Below are 16,503 nucleotides of genomic sequence, written 5' to 3' on the forward strand. Positions count from 1 at the left end.
ATGTCCTGATCGCGGGGCACCGAATGCAAAAAGGAGGAAATCGATGAAGATCAAGCTGACCAGCGTCTATGTGGACAACCAGGACAACGCACTGCGCTTCTACACCGACGTGCTGGGCTTTGCCGTGAAGGCCGACTTCAGCAATGGGCCTTTTCGTTGGCTGACCGTCATCTCACCCGATGAGCCCGAGGGAGCCGAGCTACAGCTGGCGCTCAACGACAACCCGGCCGCCAAGGCCTACCAGCAGGCCATCTTCAAGCAGGGGCAGCCCGCGCTCATGCTGTTCACCGACGACGTCAAGAGTGATTACGAGCGCATCAAGGGACGCGGCGGTGCGTTCGCCATGGCGCCGACAGAAGTGACCGGCTCGACCATCGCCCAGCTCAACGACAGCTGCGGCAATCTCATCCAGATCACCCAACTGGCGCGTTGGTAGGCGCTGGTTTCAAGAGGAAGTTGCAATGAACTTGAGCAAATGGATACGTCAAACCCATCGTTGGCTGTCGATCATCTTCACGCTGACCGTGGCAGCCAATTTCATCACCATGGCGTTCGGGCAACCTCCGGCCTGGGTGGTCTATTCGCCGCTGCTGCCGCTATTCCTGCTGCTGTTCAGCGGCCTCTATATGTTCGTGCTGCCTTACGTCGCGAGATCGCGTGGCGAGCAGGGCGCGCAAGGGTAGGACATGGCCAAGGCGCCGGGAAAATCGAAGGTCGCAAAACCGGCCCCAGACAAGCCGGAAAAGCCGGTCCTGCTTTCGGGCGGCAACCCGCAGATCCCGAAGGCCTATGGGGACGCTCCGGTGCAGGCATATATTGCTGCCATGCCGGGCTGGAAAAGCGATGTCGGGCGCCGGATCGACGCACTTATCGTCAGTGCCGTCCCCGGCGTCTACAAGGCGGTGAAGTGGAACTCACCGTTCTATGGCATCGAGGGCGAGGGTTGGTTCCTCAGCCTGCATTGCTTCACCAGATACGTCAAAGTCGCCTTCTTTCGCGGCACGTCGCTCGATCCTGTGCCTCCCGGCTGTTCCAGGCAAAACGAAGTGCGCTATCTCGACATCCATGAAGGCGAAGAGATCGACGAAGCCCGCTTCGCCTCCTGGGTGAAGCAGGCCAGCCGATTGCCCGGCGAGAAGATGTGAACGGAGGCAGACCATGAAGATCAGCATGTCGAGCAAGGACGAGGGAGGCGCCTCTGCCTCCGAGCGGATAGATGCCCGAATCCGGGAGCTGGACGATTGGCGGGGCAAGACGTTGGCCAGCCTGCGCAAGACCATCCTCGACGCCGACCCGGAAATCATCGAGGAGTGGAAGTGGATGGGCAGCCCGGTATGGTCACGCGACGGCATGATCGCCGTCGGCAACGCTCACAAGGACAAGGTGAAGCTGACCTTTTCTCACGGCGCCAGCCTGCCGGATCCCAACAGGCTGTTCAACAACGGGCTCAACGGCAAGGTGTGGCGCGCCATCGATGTGTCGGAGGGCGACGAGATCGATGCGGATGCGCTGAAAGCGCTCGTCCGTGCCGCGATTGCCTACAACAGGGCAAAGAAGAAACCGGCCAAATCGGCCAAAGCCAAGGACTGATCGGTTCAGGCGTCCGACCACTCCGACAGAGCGGCAATCACACTTTTCAGTTCGGCCCAGCGGCGGATGACGGTTTCGGCGCCGGCTTCAGTCAGCACATCGGCATGGCCGGGATAGCTGTGCGCGGCGCCGGTGAAGCCGATCACGCGCATGCCGGCGGCCCTGGCTCCGGAAACGCCGTGCACCGAATCCTCGATGACGAATGTGTTTGCCGGATCGGCGTTGAGTTTCTCCGCTGCGAGCAGGAAAACGTCAGGGGCGGGCTTGGTTTTCTTGCTTGGTGTCTCCAGCGCTGAAAAATCCGACCGGCGAAGAACGGCAACAGGCCAACCTTCTCCAGCATGAATTCGATCCGCTCGGAGCGTGAGTTCGAGCAGATGCAGCGCGGCGTGGTCACCGCCGCGACTGCCTCGCGCACGCCGTCAATGGCGCGCACGTCGCTGCGCAGTTTGCGGTCGACCAGCTCTTCGGCCCGGTCGATCATCGAGGCCTGGAACGGGATGGCGGATTTTTGCTCGACCCGCATCATGATGTCCTTGAAGGTCAGTCCGGCATAGGTTTCGGCGTATTCCTCAGCCGAGATTTCATATCCGGCCAAGGTCAGCAATTCGGCCTCGACGCGGGCTGCGATGATTTCGGAATCGACGAGCACGCCGTCGCAATCGAAGATGACAAGGTCTGGCTGGGGCATGGCAATCCGAACGAGGGAGGGTGATGGAGGCCCGGCAAGGCTCAAGCGGCGCGACATACACCAACGGGCCGGGCTGCGCAAATTGACGACGTCAGGGCTGCCTGGACCGTTGCGTCCTTCACCGAATATTTACGCTGATCGGTAACCATAACGGGAAGTAAACAGTAACGCATGCCTTGGGTGTAAAAATGTCTGCCGTGCGTCTTCTCGCCGACCTCTCCCACGCCCCTCAGCAATCAGAGTGGCTGGACACGATCCTCAAGGGCGACTGCGTCGCAGCACTTGACCGGCTGCCGGAAAAATCCATCGACGTCATCTTCGCCGATCCGCCTTACAATCTGCAGCTCGACGGCGATTTGCACCGGCCCGACCAGTCCAAGGTCGACGCCGTCGACGATGACTGGGACCAGTTCGAGAGTTTCGAGGCCTATGACGCCTTCACCCGCGCCTGGCTCCTGGCGGCACGCCGCGTGCTGAAGCCGAATGGCACCATCTGGGTCATCGGCTCCTATCACAACATCTTCCGCGTCGGCGCCAAGATGCAGGATCTCGGCTTCTGGATCCTCAACGATGTCGTCTGGCGCAAGACCAATCCGATGCCGAACTTCCGCGGCCGCCGCTTCCAGAACGCGCATGAGACCATGATCTGGGCCTCGCGCGACCAGAAGGGCAAGGGCTATACCTTCAATTACGAAGCCATGAAGGCGTCGAACGACGACATCCAGATGCGCTCCGACTGGCTGTTCCCGATCTGCACCGGTGGCGAGCGGCTGAAGAACGACAATGGCGACAAGCTGCATCCGACGCAGAAGCCGGAAGCGCTGCTCGCCCGCATCATGATGGCTTCGACCAAGCCGGGCGACATCGTGCTCGACCCATTCTTCGGCTCCGGCACCACCGGCGCCGTGGCCAAGCGGCTCGGCCGTCACTTCGTCGGCATCGAGCGCGAACAGGTCTATATCGACGCCGCCAACGAGCGCATCGATGCCGTGCGGCCGCTGGAAAGCGCCGATCTCACCGTGCTCACCGGCAAGCGCGCCGAGCCGCGCGTCGCCTTCGTCAGCCTGATCGATACCGGTCTGATGCAGCCCGGCGCCACGCTCTATGACGCCAAGAAGCGCTGGTCGGCCAAGGTACGCGCCGACGGCACGGTCGCGATCGGCGACAGCGCCGGCTCGATCCACAAGATCGGCGCCGAAGTGCAGGGCCTGGACGCCTGCAACGGCTGGACCTTCTGGCACTATGAGCGCTCGGGCGGCCTGACCCCGATCGACGAACTGCGCCGCATCGCCAGGCTCGGCATGGAGCGGGCAGGGGCTTGATCTCAGGGTGTAAAGTCGTAGAGCGCTACCTTCCGGCCTCTGCGCGGCTCATACCGCGATGCCATACCGCTCAAGGTCCGCCTTGAGCGTTTTTGCATCTGTGAACAGCACAGCATTCCAGCCGGCCACCCTGGCGCCATCGACATTTCTGGGGCTGTCGTCGATGAACAGCGTGGCTGACGGTTCGAGACCGAACGCGGCGACGTGATGGTCGTAGATGGCGCGGTCGGGCTTGATCTCACGGATATCGGCCGACACGGTCACGCCGCGCGGGCGGCTAAGGAAATCGAAGCGCAGTCGTGCCTCGGCAAGTGTGTCGGCGGCGAAGTTCGTCAGCATGGTCACGTCGTGGCCGCTCTCGATCAGGCCGAGCATGATGGCGACGCTGTCCTCATAGGCATGCGGCACCATGTCGTTCCAATAGCGTCGGAAATTGCGAATGTTTTCAGCATGATCCGGGTAATCCGCGATCAGCAGCGCTTCCGCCTCTTCCCACGTCCGGCCACGGTCCTGCTCGATGTTCCAGTCATGCGTGCAGACATTGTCGAAGAACCACTTGCGCTCTTCGGCATCGGGAATGAGGCGGCTGAACGGAATGTTCGGATCGTAGTGGAGCAAGACGCGGCCGATGTCGAACACGATATGGCGGATTTCAGTCATTTCTGGCCTTTCAAAGCGAATGCTAGTCAATCGGGCGGTGTTTTTTGGTTGCGCCCGGTATCGCTGCTTCGATGACCTTTTTCATGACCGTCGGCAGCGCTTCTCCGGAAATGTCATGGGCCAGCGACCAGAAATGCCCTTCCGGCGCATCACTTTTCACTTGAGCGTGAAAGACTTCGAGCTCGAGCGCGAAATGGGTGAAGACATGCGCGATCTCTCCAGCGCGCCGCCAGTCGGCAGGGAAGGGCGCTGCCTCCGAAGTGGTTGCACCGTCGATCCGCGCTGTCCAACCTGTGGTCGGCACCTCGGTCATGCCGCCGAGCAGGCCCTTGTCAGGCCGCTTGCGCAACAGGATGGCGCCGTCGCCGCGCTCGGCGACGAAGGCGGCACCCCGCCTGAGTGGTTTGTCGACCTTGGGCAGGCGGACCGGAAAGCGCTCGGGGTCGCCGGACAGGATGGCGCTGCAATCCTCGCGCACCGGGCACAGCATGCAGCGCGGCCGTCTTGGCGTGCAGATCGTGGCGCCAAGGTCCATCATTGCCTGGGCGAAGTCGCCCGGCCTTGTCTGCGGAACCAGTCTTTCGACGAGCGCGCGGATTTCAGGCTTTGCCTCGCTGAGCGGCGTTGCGATCGAATAGAGCCGCGAGATGACACGTTCGACATTGCCGTCGACGACCGCCGCCGGACGGTCGAAGGCGATCGCCGCGATCGCCGCCGCCGTATAGGCGCCGATCCCCGGCAATTCCCTCAATCCCGTTTCGTTGTCGGGAAAACGGCCGCCCTGGCTCGCAACCAGATCGGCGCAGGCCTTGAGGTTGCGCGCCCGTGAATAATAGCCGAGCCCGGCCCAGGCCTTCATCACATCCTCGGCCGGCGCAGCCGCCAGCGCCTTCACATCAGGCCATTTCTCGACAAAGGCGCGAAAATAGGATTTTACCGCTTCGACCGTGGTCTGCTGCAGCATCACTTCCGAAAGCCAGATGCGATAGGGGTCCGGCCGTGCACCGCCGGCCGCGGCGTGCGGCGTGATCCGCCACGGCAGTTCGCGATGGTGCGCGTCGTACCAGGCAAGCAGACGCGCGGCGATCTCTCCCGATAGAGTTGGTCCGGATGCGGCCTTGCGGGTCTGTTCGTGCAGTGCCATTGATCGCGGGCTGGCTCTAGGCTGGTGAGGAGCGTGGCTGGAGAACGTACATGGCAGGGAGAACGCCTTACGGCAATCCCGTTCCGGTGAGCGATCTCGCGACCGCGATCCTCGACCCCGTGCTGCGCAAGCGGGCCGGCATTTCGATCGGGCTGGTGCAGTCATGGGAAGAGATCGCCGGCCCCAGGCTCGCCGGCCATTCGCGCCCCGAAAAAATCCAGTGGCCGCGCCGCATGCATGAGGACGATCCGTTCGAGCCGGCGGTGCTGGTCATCGCCTGCGAGGGCATGGCCGCGCTGCACCTACAGCACGAGACCGGCGAGATCATCAACCGCGTCAATGCGTTTCTCGGCTTCAACGCGATCGGCAGGATCCGGATCGTGCAAAAGCCGGTGCTGAGGGACAAAGCCCGGCCGAAACCGACGCCGAGAGCACTGACTTCTGTCGAAAAGGCCAAATTGTCCGATACCGTCGGCAAGATCGAGGATGAAGGCTTGCGCGCCTCGCTGGAGCGTCTTGGCGCCACAATTCTTGGCCAAAGGAAGCGGCCAAGGTAATCAACCGGTAATCAGTCGCTCATGAACGCGTCATCTATCTCGCGCATTCGTGATCCTGCATGTAGAGTTTGGCGATTGGAATGGGGACGGCGATGCCTTAATTCCCGCCAACTCTCGCCTTTTCTAGCCTTTGCGTTGCAAAATCAAACCACAGTCAGGTGATTCGCATGAACCGTAGCTTGTCCCGCAGAAACCTCCTGTCTTCGCTGGCCGTCATTCCGGCAGTGGCTATGCTCGCCGCATGCAGCGATTCAGGCGAGGATGCCAAAGCAGCGGATGTGAAGCCTGCGGCTCCCGCGCCTGCTTCGACGCCTGCCACTCCGGCCGCCGTCAAGGTCCCGGAGTCTTCCGGCAATGTCGACATGGCCGAACTGCTGAAGCCCGGCGCTTTGCCCGACAAGCAACTCGGCAAGGATGACGCCAAGGTCACCATCGTCGAATATGCCTCGATGACCTGCCCGCATTGTGCGCATTTCGCCGCGACCACCTTCCCTGAGTTGAAGACCAAATACATCGACACCGGCAAGGCGCGTTACATCCTGCGCGAATTCCCGTTCGATCCGAGCGCCGAAGCCGGTTTCATGCTGGCGCGCTGTTCGAAGGACAATTATTTCCCAATGGTCGACGTGCTGTTCAAGCAGCAGGCCAACTGGGTCGGCGTCAACAATACCAAGGATGCGCTGCTGCAGATCTCCAAGCTCGCCGGTTTTACACAGGAGTCCTTCGAGGCCTGCTTGACGGACCAGAAACTTCTGGACGATGTGAGATCGGTCCAGAAGCGCGGCGCCGATGAATTCAAGGTCGACTCGACACCGACCTTCTTCATCAACGGGAAAACCTACAAAGGTGCGATGTCGATTGAGGAAATATCGGCCATCATCGACCCTCTGCTCTGACGTCCAGGCGGCGCCGGAGCAACTGCGCTTCGGCGTCAGCGCACCTTTGTGCCTTCCAGGCAGGCGCGAATGAAGTTTTCGCGCCTTCGCCTGCTCGGCTTCAAATCCTTCGTCGAACCCGGCGAGTTCGTCATCGAACGCGGCCTGACCGGCATTGTCGGGCCGAATGGCTGCGGCAAGTCGAACCTTGTCGAGGCGATGCGCTGGGTGATGGGCGAAAGCTCGTACAAGAACATGCGCGCGTCCGGCATGGACGACGTGATCTTTTCCGGCTCGGGAACGCGCCCGGCCCGCAACACCGCCGAAGTCACGCTGTTCCTCGACAATAGCGACCGGACCGCGCCCGCCGCCTTCAACGACGCCGATGAATTGCAAGTGTCGCGCCGCATCGAGCGCGAAGCCGGCTCGCTCTACCGCATCAACGGCAAGGAAGCCCGCGCCAAGGACGTGCAGCTTCTGTTCGCCGACCAGTCGACCGGCGCGCGCTCGCCTTCCATGGTCGGACAGGGCCGCATCGGCGAACTGATCCAGGCCAAGCCGCAGGCGCGCCGCGCGCTGCTCGAAGAGGCCGCCGGCATTTCCGGCCTGCACACGCGCCGTCACGAGGCCGAGCTTCGGCTGAAGGCGGCCGAACAAAATCTGGAACGGCTGGACGATGTCGTCGGCGAACTGGAGAGCCAGATCGAAAGCCTTAAGCGCCAGTCGCGCCAGGCATCGCGCTTCAAGAACCTGTCGGCCGATATCCGCAAGGCGGAAGCCACGCTCTTGCATCTGCGCTGGACTTTGGCCAAAACCCAGGAGGGCGATGCGCGGTCGGCGCTGGCGGTTGCCACAGCTCTGGTCGGCGACCGCGCCGCCGCCCAGATGGCTGCCGCCCGGGAGCAAGGCATCGGCGCCCACCGGCTGCCGGATCTGCGTGACGCCGAGGCCGCGGCTGCCGCCGCCTTTCAGCGGCTGTCGATCGCCAAGGCGCAGATCGAGGAGGAGGCAGGCCGCATCCGCGCCCGCCAGGCCGAACTCGAGCGCCGGCTGCAGCAGCTCGACGGCGACATCGCCCGCGAAGAGCGCATGGTGCGCGACAATGCGGACATCCTCGAGCGCCTGCGCGAGGAAGAAGCGACACTCAACTCCGAAAATGCCGGTGCCGCCGAACGCGAAGCCACCACGCGCGCCGCTTTCGAGCAGGCCGGCGCAACGCTTGTCACAAGCGAAGCAAAGCTCGCCACGCTAACCGCCGAACGCGCCGAGGCTGCCGCCTCGCGCAATCAGATCGAGCGCACGCTGCGCGAAAACGCCGAACGCCGCGACCGTTTTGCCCGCCATCTGGCCGATGTCGACCGCGAATTGTCCGAGATTATGTCGAAGGTTGCGGGCTTGCCCGATCCCGCCGAGAAGCGCGCTCTGGTCGAGGACGCGCTCGCCCGGTTGGAGGAGGCCGAGGCCGGCGCCATTGCTGCCGAACAGGCGGTCGCCGAGGCGCGCGCCACCGAGAGTGCCGCCCGTCCGCCGCTGCAGGATGCCAGGGCCGAACTCGCCGGCATCGAGACCGAAGCCCGCACGCTGGCCAAGATCCTCAATGCCGCCAGCGGCGATCTTTTCCCGTCGGTGCTGGAGCAACTCAGCGTCGAACGCGGCTATGAGACGGCCCTTGGTGCTGCGCTTGGCGAGGATCTCGACGTGCCGCTCGACCGCAGCGCGCCGGTGCACTGGGGCGAAAGCCAGGTTCAACCAGGCGATGCGGCCTTGCCGGAAGGCCTCAAGAGCCTCGCCAGCGTGGTGCGCGCGCCTTCGCAGCTTGCCCGCCGGTTGGCGCAGATCGGCATCGTCGATGCCGCCGACGGCAAACGCCTGCAGACGCTGCTTGCCCCCGGCCAGCGGCTGGTCAGCCGTGACGGCGCGCTGTGGCGCTGGGACGGGCTGACCGCCAGCGCCGATGCACCGACCGCGGCCGCGCAAAGGCTGGCGCAGAAGAACCGGCTGGCCGAGCTCGATGCCGAGGCGGTGCAGGCGACGCAGATCATGCGCGAGGCAGAGGCTGCCCTTGCCCAGGCCGAACATGCACTCCGCCAGGCGAGTGAGGCCGAACGCAATGCCCGCCAGGCCGGGCGCGATGCCCAGCACGGCCTGGACGCCGCCCGCAGCGCGCTGGCCGAGGCCGAAAAGGCCGGTGGCGAGCTGGCAAGCCGCCGCGCCGCCCTGGACGAGGCGCGCGCACGAATCGTCGACAGCCATGAAGAAACGGCCGCCGCCTTCGCCGAGGCCGAAATGCTGCTGCAGGACGCCCCCGATCTCGGCGACCTGCAATTGCAGCTTGAACAATCCGCCGCCAATGTCGGCAGGGACCGCGCAACCTTGGCCGACGCGCGCGCCGTCCATGAAGGCCTGCGCCGCGAAGCCGAGGCGCGCACGCGCCGGCTCGACGCCATCGGCGCCGAGCGCAGCAACTGGTTGCAGCGGGCCGAAAACGCCTCGACGCAGATTGCCTCGCTCGGCGAGCGCAGGGCCGAGGCCGAGGCCGAGCGCGAAACGCTGGCCGACGCCCCCGACGAGATCGACGCCAGGCGCCGCGCGCTGCTGTCGCAGCTGACCGAGGCAGAGACCTTGCGCAAGGCGGCCGCCGACCGCTTGCAGGAGGCCGAGAACAAGCAGGCCGAGCTGGACAAGGCCGCCACCGCGGCGATCCAGTCGCTGGCCGATTCCCGCGAAACCCGCGTCCGCGCCGAAGAGCGTTTGACCGCCGCCGATGAGCGCCGGCTCGAGGTCGAGGCGCGCATCCAGGAAACGCTGAACACGCCGCCGCATCTGGTCATTCGCCATACTGGCCTGGAAGCCGGCAGCCCGATGCCCGAAATGGGCGACATCGAGCGCCAGCTCGACCGGCTGAAGGTTGAGCGCGAGCGGCTCGGCGCCGTCAATTTGCGCGCCGAGGAAGAGCAGAAGGAATTGTCGGACCGGCTGGAGGCCATCGTTTCCGAGCGCGAGGACATCATCGAGGCGATCCGCAAGCTCAGGCAAGCGATCCAGAGCCTGAACCGCGAAGGCCGCGAACGGCTGCTTGCCGCTTTCGAGGTGGTCAACGGCCATTTCCAGCGGCTGTTCTCGCATCTGTTCGGTGGCGGCACGGCCGAACTGCAGCTGATCGAATCCGACGACCCGCTGGAAGCCGGTCTCGAAATCCTTGCCCGTCCGCCCGGCAAGAAGCCGCAGACCATGACGCTGCTGTCCGGCGGCGAGCAGGCACTGACGGCGATGTCGCTGATCTTTGCCGTGTTCCTGACCAATCCGGCGCCGATCTGCGTGCTCGACGAAGTCGACGCGCCGCTCGACGATCACAATGTCGAACGCTTCTGCAACCTTATGGACGAAATGGCCGCGACCACCGAGACGCGCTTCGTCATCATCACCCACAACCCGATCACGATGGCGCGCATGAACCGCCTGTTCGGCGTTACCATGGCCGAGCAGGGCGTCAGCCAGCTGGTGTCGGTCGATCTGCAGGCTGCCGAGGCGATGCGCGAGGCGAGCTGACGCAGCATGCTTTGTTGATTTCGTCGGCGATGGCGTCGATCCGACTGTTGCAACAGGACCGTCGGCCTTGCGACCTGCTTGCGACGCGCATTCTGTAAGGTTCGAAGAGAAGGAATTTAAGCGCCACCTGAGAGCGAACGCCAAAGCCCACATGCAAAGCGCCCGGCCAACGCGAAAGCGATGCCTACAAGGCGCAGATGGCAATAGGCTCCGACCGCAATTCAGCTGCCACGTTTATCGGAAGCCCAGGAAGCTCAGTATCGCAATCACGATAACGACTGCCCCGATGAGCCAGATTATGTTGTTCACCGTATCTCTCCCGAACTAGTTGCTGGGAGTGAACTCGTAAGAGCCTACTAATGTTCCCGCATTTTCGGCGTCGAAACAAAATGGCGGCCATCGCTTCGTCGATTGCCAGACCAAGGTCCGAACAGGGTATGACTGAAGTCCTGACGTCGGAGCCATAGGCCTGAAGGCGGGCAACCTATGCCCTCCCGATACATTGGAACCGGGCTGCCGAGCATGAGTCCCTTCATCGGTGGTCAATCGGGTGCCCGCCATTCCTGAGAGGTTAGCGGGCACCCGATTGTCGTGACACCGCCAACGGCGTGCGTTTCAATAGCGAGGCTAACAGTGACCTTTGTCCAGAGATCTGTGCGTGACGGCGCAACCCGACCCGCAAACGACAACGACAGTCCTGCGGAGGTTTCTTCCGTTCTTGACCTCATACCATCGGCTGACGACGACAAGGTCGCTGAGCTTGTCAGGCGAACAGAGCGCCTGGCAATCGCAGTGGTTATCGGAATCGCGGTTCTGCTGATCTTGGCGCCGGTGGTTTACCTTGCACTTTCTTACGGGATCTGAGACGGCCCGACTTAGGCGATCTAAGATGGCCTGATTGGTCTCGTAAATCTCACAAATTGTGCCGACGGTCTTCCTCGCAAGACGGGTGTTTCCCGTCACAGATCAGTAGATCGAACGCGACGACATAGAAGGGTCCTGTGCAGCGCTCCTTTGTCGAGTGGCGTAACCCTGGTGGTCGGCTTGAAAGAGCGCCTTTACCAGAAGTTGCCAACAGGAGCTGCTGTCACAACTTCTTCTTTCGATACGCCGTGTTGCACGGGAGCAGCCGTCACTGATCGCGCCCGTGGACCGACGACGCTACTCGGAACCAAAGGGATGGGACGCGGTTATCCCCGCGAAGGGATAATTAGCAGGTGGAGATATTACAATGAAAACAATGATCGTGAGCGCCTTGGCGCTGTTCCTTGCCATGCCGACGATAGCTCCGGCAGCCGAAGCTGACGTGGTCATCACGACCCACCATCGTCATCATCACAGGAACGTCAGAATCATCAATGACCAGGGTCAACGCCTTCATCACCGCAGACACGGCACGGTTGCCTTCTACGACCACGGCCGCAGACATCATCGCCGGGATACTGTTATCGTGACCGGCTCGATCGAGCGTAGCCATCATCGCTATTATCGACATCATCGGCACCATCCCGTCGTCATCCAGGACGACAACGATTACTGATCCTCTCCGCACGGCCCCGGCTCTGTCGACGGAGTCGGGGTCGCGTGGGATTTAGATACTCATGACGGCAGCCATCCACGGCCTCGGTAAATTCTATTTCATGTAAATTGGCTGGGGCTCCTGGAGCTTTCGAAATTTCGTCCAGCCGAATTGCGCCCGCTCATCAAGTTGCAGGTTAAGTCTGCTAGTCTGGCGCAATCTGGCAGTTCGGGCCGACCCATTTGTTCATCGAGGTGTCGAGTTCATTTCCCATGTCGGCGGCGCTACATACCGGATAACGATCATCACCCTGGCGGCGCATGCTAAGGGACTTGTATTGGCGCAACTGCGCATCGTGGTCGGGCGGCTGTTGATCTTTCTGCTTCAGGGAAAGCTGCATCATGCAGTTGGCAAAGGCATCGGTGCCTTCCTGAAAACCAAACCCGGCACATTGGCGCTTGTTTTCTGACCGTTGACCGGCATTCCCCTGGTCTGTTGTGCAGCCCACCAAGGAAGCCACTACGGCCAGGAACGGCACAACCGCAACAGCGCGCATTCGTCTTTTCCTCTTAACTTTGATGCTTTTAAAGTTTCCCCAAATGTCGGCCAACCGCAACCCATACACGGCGCGGGTAGAACGATTCCCACAGGCCGAATGTCGATTATCCGCTTGGGTGTAACACTTAGAATTCGTAATTTCTAAGTGCTTGAACACCGACGAACAGGGATGGCTGGGGTTCCTGGAAGCTTTTCGAACTTTCTGGGTCACGCCTCAGCCCGAATTGCTGGCACTTGTGAAGGACGTCGGGGCGCATGTATTTGCTCTGGGGCAGGCTTGATCGACGTATGTCGGATTTCGTCCCGGGGATGAACTGGCCCCGCTTCATCGCCCCTTCGAGACTCTTTGGGAGAGCCGTCAGGGTGAAACTTCCGAGCTGCGAGACTTGGACGCCGGCATGTTAGCCAAGCGTCGCCGCTCTAAGCCTGGGCAACGTCTGCCCCCGCGGCGCCTTGGCATCCCGCGCCAGAGTCTTCGTCGCTACAGCCACTCGATCTTCAGGATCTGGTGCAGTTCAAGCCGTTCAGCGATGAGGTGCCGGTGGCGCCATGGATGCGGTCGAAGAACCCCACGCCGGTTATGCGCGCGGCTGTCGGCTTCGCCTTCGCCTCAAAGGTCGGCATCTCCAAGGCTTGGTCCAGAGGCGTGGGGAACGAGACTAGCAGCCTCTCCATGTCCGCGCCGCTGCATCCCCAAACACGTTGGCCGGCCGCGGTTGGCCATGTCGCGCGACGTTACCGACTTGGGCGGCAATGAAGATTGTTCCGGCGATGCCTGTTGGGCGCAGCGCCGATTTTCCGTCGCTAAAGCGGTTCAATGGGCAGGTTGACATTCTCGTGTCGGGCTCCTTCCGGATAGACAATCTCGGCTGATCTCAGCCACTTATCCATTCTAGTGATGCAGTGGGTGATGCTCTCGCTCGATTTCAACGCCTGAATAACGGCAAGAAGCTCAAGATATACCATGTTAAGTTGAATTTTTCCTTTCCTTGGTTTTCAATTGTGATCGACATGTGAGGCCACGCTCTGTCGATTGCTTTTTCGCTCAAGTGTTTCCGATGATCCGAAACATGCGCGGCCTTCTTATCCGCGACGTATTTAATGACCTCCCTCCGCCGCACCGGTGTTCCATGTACCGCGATCGCGAGACCTTTCAGATGTTCCGAGAGGGAGACGTCGGCGTCGTCCCGAAATCGCCAAGGGGTCCCAGTCAAAGGAGGTTGCCCTTTAGCGAGAACACAGCAGCGATATTCGGGAGCCGATCCCCGGCCCAACGGTAGTTACCGCACGTCAAAAGCACGGCGGGGTGAATAGGGTCGAAATCCAGCATCCGCGCGAGAACTCTCAGGCCCGAACTCGGGATCAAGAGGCGTCCCGCGTTGAACAAGTCTCTCTCCGATAGCAAACGCCGCAGAATGGTACTGCGACCGCGGATTTCAGCGGGCAGTTCCGCCACATTTGTGGTCATCTCCCTGGTCACGAACCGAAAATCCTCCACAGTTATCCGGGCAAGATCAAACTCCGCTTCAGAGAGAAGGCGATCCGGCGATTTTAACCGAAAGTGCGGCTTGACCAAATATGAGAACAGTAGCGCTTTGGCTGGCTTGTCCATTAGCAATCCTCAAGGACCAAGCATGCAGCATACACGTCTCTGGTCGGGCTTATGGGTCGAAAAGTTCGGCGAAATCGCCATTTTCTAGCGACGGTTTGTCGAGGTTCGGCCATGTGGGTGCCACCCGGCCCTCCGGCGGGTGGCCAGGGGCAATCGCTAAGGCCGACACTGTGCACTGATCGGGGCGAGCGGCTTACCGCGCCTTCAAGGGTAACTGCTTGGAAGGCGGATCGACAAGCTGCTCGCCCGGCGTGAGTCGCCTACATCCAAGCCTGCAGCCATTTGAGGCCGAACGCACCGGGCGCGAGTATCCCTGTCGCCCAGAGGATCGCCGAGGAGACGTTGGCGATCTGGAATGTCAGGACGCGCATTTCGCAGATACCTGCAACCAGCGGAACGGATGCCCGCAACGGACCGGAGAAGCGGCCGATAAACACCCCAAGCCCACCCCAGCGTTCGAAGAATCTATGGCCACGCGGAAGCAGATCTGGGTAACGCTTCAGCGGCCAATAGTGCGAAACCCGGTCTCCCAGCCGCGTGCCAACCCAGAAAGACAGCCAATCGCCAAGTGCCGCGCCGACGATAGCGGCGAGCCACAACGGCCAGAACGCGATCCCACTTTCGCCGATCAGAAAACCGATGCCAACGAGGATCACGGTCGCGGGAAGTAAGAGCGAGATGAAGGCCAGCGATTCGCCGAAGGCCAGCATGGTCACGAGCGGAATGCCCCATGCCTCATGCGCCCGCATAAAAGCGATGGTCGCTTGCGTGATCTCGTCGAGCCTCATACGTTGGTTTCCTGCTTCACCCCTACCAAGGCGACAAATCCCGATATTTAGAACCAACCCCGCCACTTGAACCAACCAACGGAATGATAGCGCTGAAAGCGATCATGGCCAGTCCATAGGGGTAGCCGAAGGCCCAGTCGTATTCGGGCATGGTCTTGAAGTTCATGCCGTAGATGCCCGCGATTAGGGTCGGCGGAATGCCAACGATCGAGACGATGGTGAGGATTTTGAAGATGTCGTTCTGGGAGATGCCGATCAGCCCGACCATGGCATCGAGCAGGAACTGCACCTTATCGGAGAGATGGACCTCATAATCGTCCAGCGAAGCCACGTCTTGCTTCAGGCCGTTCATTCGCGACGCTACCTTCTCGTCGCCCCAGTCCCCGGCCATCGCGGACGCGAAATCGATGGCGCGCCCCAGGGCAAGCAAGGCATCGCGCTTTTCCGAGAGATAGTCACCCAGCCGGCCGACATGGCGCAACTGGGCGCGAATAACCTTGTTTGAGCGGATCGCCTTACGGCCCTGGCTGTCCGGCACATGGAAGGCGGCGGCAGAAAGGGTGCGCAGGTCCGTCGACTTCGTCGCCCGGCGAGGCGCGCGGCACCGTCGAGACCTGCAGCGGCTCCAGCGTCTCGCTGCCTTGGCGCCTGATCTCGAATTCGAGGCTGGCGTCCTCCGACGGAAGCGGTCGCGAGCTGTGAAAGCCCAGCAGCACTAGGAAAACGTGGCGCCGGCTGGTCTCTCGCATCCTTGACCGCGCCGGCAGCGGAGTGGCAGCAGTCACAAAGACCCTGATTGTCACCCTGAAACAGCTGAATGAGTAACTTATCTCGGCTTGTCGCAACCATAGTGTGGTTGACCCGGCACGCGCTCCGGATTTATTTTGGGAATTATCCAATCGTGACGTCGATTTCCATGCTGGAGGCCGCTATGCGGATAGGCACTTCTTTCTTGGTGCTGGCGACTGTGCTGGCGTCTTCAAATTCGTTTGCCGACCCTGTCCAAACGTCAGAAGACATCGTCAAGTTTTTCGGCAATGCGACTGATCTGGGCCCGTCGCGTGGAATATGCATCGGCACTGAAGACGAATGCAAGAGCAAAGCGGACGCGTCAGTGCCAACCGGCCTCGACATGTTGATCAATTTCAGCCTCGATTCTGCTGAGTTGCAGCCGGAGGCGCGAACAAAACTCGGCGAATTTGCCAAGGCGCTGAAAGACAACCGTCTAAGGGCGCATAACTTCATCGTCGAAGGCCACACCGACGCCTCGGGCTCGGCTATCTACAATCAAGGACTTTCGGAACGACGGGCGCAATCAGTGACGGCATTCCTCCTATCGAACGGAATCGAACCGTCACGCATCAGGGCAATTGGCGAGGGCAAAAGCCATCCGAGAGTCGCCGATCCCTACGACCCGGTCAACCGGCGGGTCGAGATGCGGATAAACTTGCCATAGTCATATTGGACTGCCGGGGGGTTCGTCGCGTTGACATTCTCGCGGGACGTTCTGAGTTCAATGGTGCTCGAATGGCACTTAGGCCAACTCTAGAAAATGCCGCCTTCCGAATTTCGCCACCAATGTCGGGCTCTGCTCCGTCTGCGCGGCGCCTGACCTGCGGGTGATGGTCTGCCAACGCG

The 16,503-nt window shown here is 61.6% G+C and carries 19 protein-coding genes; 10 read left to right on the forward strand and 9 right to left on the reverse strand.

The window, feature by feature from the left end; translation table 11 throughout:
- Positions 1–43: 43 nt before the first annotated feature.
- From NLY44_RS32600 to NLY44_RS32615, 4 genes are read left to right on the forward strand one after another with little or no spacing between them, the layout of a single operon-like run.
- On the forward strand, positions 44–436 hold the full coding sequence (locus NLY44_RS32600) for a VOC family protein (RefSeq protein WP_023806726.1): 393 nt from the start codon (positions 44–46) through the stop codon (positions 434–436).
- Between the two features lie 25 nt (positions 437–461).
- On the forward strand, positions 462–683 hold the full coding sequence (locus NLY44_RS32605) for a hypothetical protein (protein ID WP_023668396.1): 222 nt from the start codon (positions 462–464) through the stop codon (positions 681–683).
- A gap of 3 nt (positions 684–686) precedes the next feature.
- Entirely contained in the window at positions 687–1,145 is a 459-nt protein-coding gene (locus tag NLY44_RS32610; protein WP_023806725.1) for a DUF1801 domain-containing protein, read from the forward strand.
- A gap of 13 nt (positions 1,146–1,158) precedes the next feature.
- Entirely contained in the window at positions 1,159–1,590 is a 432-nt protein-coding gene (locus NLY44_RS32615) for a DUF1801 domain-containing protein (protein WP_023806724.1), read from the forward strand.
- A 5-nt stretch (positions 1,591–1,595) separates the two neighbouring features.
- Here NLY44_RS32615 and NLY44_RS32620 read toward each other — a convergent pair whose 3' ends face one another.
- Both NLY44_RS32620 and NLY44_RS32625 read right to left on the reverse strand, forming a co-directional pair.
- Positions 1,596–1,835: an HAD family hydrolase gene (locus NLY44_RS32620; RefSeq protein ID WP_286457898.1), complete on the reverse strand. Its 240-nt coding sequence runs from the start codon at positions 1,833–1,835 to the stop codon at positions 1,596–1,598.
- On the reverse strand, positions 1,733–2,338 hold the full coding sequence (locus NLY44_RS32625; protein WP_502882059.1) for an HAD hydrolase-like protein: 606 nt from the start codon (positions 2,336–2,338) through the stop codon (positions 1,733–1,735). Before NLY44_RS32625 ends, NLY44_RS32620 begins: the two co-directional genes overlap by 103 nt.
- 131 nt (positions 2,339–2,469) lie before the next feature.
- On the opposite strand from NLY44_RS32625, the gene NLY44_RS32630 reads away from it, so the two are divergent.
- Positions 2,470–3,603, forward strand: coding sequence for a site-specific DNA-methyltransferase (locus tag NLY44_RS32630; RefSeq protein WP_023716124.1), 1,134 nt, complete (start codon positions 2,470–2,472; stop codon positions 3,601–3,603).
- A 48-nt stretch (positions 3,604–3,651) separates the two neighbouring features.
- On the opposite strand, the gene NLY44_RS32635 is transcribed toward NLY44_RS32630, so the two are convergent.
- Complete coding sequence (locus NLY44_RS32635) at positions 3,652–4,263, reverse strand: HAD family hydrolase (protein ID WP_023806722.1); 612 nt, start codon at positions 4,261–4,263, stop codon at positions 3,652–3,654.
- A 22-nt stretch (positions 4,264–4,285) separates the two neighbouring features.
- Positions 4,286–5,407 (reverse strand): A/G-specific adenine glycosylase, encoded by a 1,122-nt coding sequence (gene mutY / locus NLY44_RS32640; RefSeq protein WP_023692057.1) that lies wholly within the window; start codon positions 5,405–5,407, stop codon positions 4,286–4,288.
- A gap of 50 nt (positions 5,408–5,457) precedes the next feature.
- On the opposite strand from mutY, the gene NLY44_RS32645 reads away from it, so the two are divergent.
- The 4 genes from NLY44_RS32645 to NLY44_RS32660 all read left to right on the forward strand — a co-directional run bounded on the left by NLY44_RS32645 (position 5,458) and on the right by NLY44_RS32660 (position 11,928).
- Positions 5,458–5,964, forward strand: coding sequence for a DUF721 domain-containing protein (locus NLY44_RS32645; protein WP_023687168.1), 507 nt, complete (start codon positions 5,458–5,460; stop codon positions 5,962–5,964).
- 167 nt (positions 5,965–6,131) lie between these two features.
- The gene (locus NLY44_RS32650; RefSeq protein ID WP_023692056.1) at positions 6,132–6,860 is read left to right on the forward strand and encodes a DsbA family protein; all 729 of its coding nucleotides are present in this window, start codon (positions 6,132–6,134) and stop codon (positions 6,858–6,860) included.
- 69 nt (positions 6,861–6,929) lie between these two features.
- A complete protein-coding gene (smc, locus tag NLY44_RS32655; protein ID WP_286456344.1) occupies positions 6,930–10,388 on the forward strand; it encodes a chromosome segregation protein SMC in 3,459 nt (1,152 codons plus the stop codon).
- A 1,231-nt stretch (positions 10,389–11,619) separates the two neighbouring features.
- A complete protein-coding gene (locus NLY44_RS32660; RefSeq protein WP_023807113.1) occupies positions 11,620–11,928 on the forward strand; it encodes a hypothetical protein in 309 nt (102 codons plus the stop codon).
- A gap of 184 nt (positions 11,929–12,112) precedes the next feature.
- Here NLY44_RS32660 and NLY44_RS32665 read toward each other — a convergent pair whose 3' ends face one another.
- The 5 genes from NLY44_RS32665 to NLY44_RS32685 form a co-directional block, all read right to left on the reverse strand.
- A complete protein-coding gene (locus tag NLY44_RS32665) occupies positions 12,113–12,463 on the reverse strand; it encodes a hypothetical protein (RefSeq protein ID WP_156941093.1) in 351 nt (116 codons plus the stop codon).
- A 500-nt stretch (positions 12,464–12,963) separates the two neighbouring features.
- Positions 12,964–13,140: a hypothetical protein gene (locus NLY44_RS32670; RefSeq protein ID WP_023706681.1), complete on the reverse strand. Its 177-nt coding sequence runs from the start codon at positions 13,138–13,140 to the stop codon at positions 12,964–12,966.
- A gap of 535 nt (positions 13,141–13,675) precedes the next feature.
- Positions 13,676–14,077 (reverse strand): hypothetical protein, encoded by a 402-nt coding sequence (locus tag NLY44_RS32675; RefSeq protein WP_286456346.1) that lies wholly within the window; start codon positions 14,075–14,077, stop codon positions 13,676–13,678.
- Between the two features lie 260 nt (positions 14,078–14,337).
- Positions 14,338–14,865, reverse strand: coding sequence for a DedA family protein (locus tag NLY44_RS32680; RefSeq protein ID WP_023672568.1), 528 nt, complete (start codon positions 14,863–14,865; stop codon positions 14,338–14,340).
- A 22-nt stretch (positions 14,866–14,887) separates the two neighbouring features.
- On the reverse strand, positions 14,888–15,403 hold the full coding sequence (locus tag NLY44_RS32685) for a CorA family divalent cation transporter (RefSeq protein WP_023807116.1): 516 nt from the start codon (positions 15,401–15,403) through the stop codon (positions 14,888–14,890).
- A gap of 393 nt (positions 15,404–15,796) precedes the next feature.
- Here NLY44_RS32685 and NLY44_RS32690 point away from each other — a divergent pair, with 393 nt between their 5' ends.
- Positions 15,797–16,321 carry an OmpA family protein gene (locus NLY44_RS32690; RefSeq protein WP_023682876.1) on the forward strand — a complete coding sequence of 175 codons (525 nt, stop codon included), beginning with the start codon at positions 15,797–15,799 and terminating at the stop codon, positions 16,319–16,321.
- The last annotated feature ends 182 nt before the right edge of the window (positions 16,322–16,503 follow it).

Source organism: Mesorhizobium sp. C089B, from assembly GCF_030323125.1.
In the GTDB taxonomy this organism is placed as follows: Bacteria; Pseudomonadota; Alphaproteobacteria; order Rhizobiales; family Rhizobiaceae; genus Mesorhizobium.